The organism is Streptomyces sp. SID10853 (genome assembly GCF_010548145.1).
Taxonomy (GTDB): domain Bacteria; phylum Actinomycetota; class Actinomycetes; order Streptomycetales; family Streptomycetaceae; genus Streptomyces.
The window spans coordinates 1-2,292 of record NZ_JAAGLN010000444.1; the positions used below are offsets into that span (position 1 = coordinate 1).

The 2,292-nt window shown below is 74.3% G+C and carries 2 protein-coding genes; both read right to left on the reverse strand.

Annotated features, from left to right (window positions below; translation table 11 throughout):
* Positions 1-977 (reverse strand): MFS transporter (locus G3I19_RS36120; RefSeq protein WP_239075054.1); only part of this gene is annotated, 977 nt, incomplete at its 3' end.
* A gap of 243 nt (positions 978-1,220) precedes the next feature.
* The coding region (locus tag G3I19_RS36125; RefSeq protein WP_164267898.1) for a hypothetical protein at positions 1,221-2,292 on the reverse strand (1,072 nt) is incomplete at its 5' end.

Sequence of the window (2,292 nt, forward strand, 5' to 3'; positions counted from 1 at the left end):
CCGGCCGCCGTCACGCGCGGCGACCAGTGCCGCATGGGTGGGCCCGTCCGGCACCTCCGCCGGCCGGCCCTTCGCGAACTCCTCGCGCAGCACCGGCACGACCTCTTCGCCGAGGATGTCGAGCTGTGGATCAGGTCGGCAAGGCGTCCGCCGACGGGCCGGAAGATGACGGTGACCAGCGCGAAACCGGCGGCCTTGGTGCCCGCGTCGGTCGGGGACAGGTGGTACCAGGTCTTCAGATACGTGGGCAGATAGACGCCGAACGCCACGATCCCGCCGAACCCGATCGCGTACAGCGCCGACAGCTCCCAGGTCACCCGCAGCCGCCCGGCGCCGCCGAGCCGGGCGGCCAGCGGGGTGGTGGGCACCTTCCGGTCCGGATGGTCGCTGATCAGCAACGCGCCCAGCACGGCGAACACGGCCAGCGCGACGGCCACCACGACGAAGGGCAGGTTGGCGCCGTGCTTGGCGATCCGCGTCGTGAAGTAGCCGGAGAGGGCGACCCCGCCCATGCCCATGCCGAACACACCGAGCGCCAGCCCTCGTTTCGCAGGCGGGAACCAGGAGTTGACGAGCGGGATCCCGATCGCGAAGGTCGTACCGCCGAGCCCCAGCAGAAAGCCGACGGCCAGCAGCGCGCCGTACGAGTCCCTCGCGGGGATCAGCAGCAGCACCGGCACGATCGTGAACGCCGTGACCAGCGGGAACATCAGCTTCGCGCCATACCGGTCGGTGAGCGCGCCGACCGGGATCCGGCCCAGCGAGCCGACGATCACGGGCACCGCGACCAGCAGCGACTGCTGAAAGGAACTGAGCCCGAGCCGGTCCTTGTAGTCGCTGCCCAGCGGAGCGATCAGGGACCAGGCCCAGAAGGTCAACGTGAAGCCGATCGTCGCCATCACCAGATTCCGGTACGCGGACGCGGTGGACGCCGTGGGTACGCGCGGCGTGGCAGGGGATGCGGTTGCGGGGCCCATGGTCCTCCGGCTTCCTCGTACGGCTTCCTTCCGAGGCTCGGTGGGGCCGGACGGCGCCGCCACCTGGCGCACCCGGATGGCCCTGTAGGGGGCGAGGGGAATTCCGGGCGGGCATTCCGGGCGGAGCCGGGTCCGCGATGACGGAGGAGGGGCCGGTCGGGGCCGGTCGGGGCCGTCCGAAGGGCGGGACGCCGTGAGGGGTGCGCGCCGCTGAGGTGCTTGATGCGGCGCGCACCGGGTGCGTCAGTGGGCCGAGGGTGCGGGGCCGAACCCCTCGATCACCGGATGCCACGTCGGCTGCAGCTGCGGCAGCGTCGAACCGACCGTCCAGGCGGTGGGGCCGCCCGGCCTCGGGTGCGGGACGGTGGCGACTCCGAACAGTGAGGCGCCCTTGCCGCCGGGACCGCTGTCGGCGGGTACGGTGCGCCACGCCGTGCCGTCCCAGCGCAGGGTGAACGCCGGTGTGTCGACGCCCTGTTGCTCGCCGACCGCCCACAGCCGGCCGTGCGCGTCGGCGGAGACCGCGTGCAGATTCGCGTCGGCCGACGGTGTCGCGACCCGGGTCCAGCTGTGCCCGTCCCAGTGCAGGGTCAGCGGGTGGGTGGCTCCGTCGGAGGGCCCGCCGCCGCCGACCGCCCAGACGTCGTCCGGCCCGGCGGCCGTGACCGCGTTGAGCGACTCGCCCTGGCCCGCGGTGTGCGGCGCCGGGACGATCCGCCAGGCCCTGCCGTCCCAGTGCTCGGTCAGCGGGTGGCCCGCGCCCTGTGCGTCGTACGACACGCCGACGGCCCACGCGCCTCCCGCGCCGTCGGGGGTGGCGCCCTCCAACAAGGCGTCGCCGCCGGTGGAGGGGGTGGCGACGGATGCCCAGCGGTGGCCGTCCCAGTGGTAGGTGAGCGGTCGCGGGCTGCCGAGCCGGTCCTCGGCCGTGACTCCGACCGCCCAGACGTCGTCCGGGCGCACGGCGGCGAGCGCCGACGGGTAGGCCGACCGGTTCGCGGGCTCCGCGGGCAGCGGCACGGTGTGCCAGGCCCGGCCGTCGAAGTGCTCGCCGAGCGAGCGGTCCTGTCCGGCCGGCTTGTCGTTCCAGGTGCCCACCGCCCACACGTCGTGGGCGGACAGGGGAGCCACCGCGTCGAGCTGACCCGCCCCGGACTGTCCGGGTACGGACGTCGCCCGCCAGGCCCGGCCGTCGAAACGCTCGGCGACGGGCACGCTGACGCCCGATCCGTCCTCCCGGTATCCGACGGCCCAGGTGTCGGCCGGGCCGCGGGCCGCGACACCCCGCAGCTCCTCGTTGCGCTGGGGCCCGGCC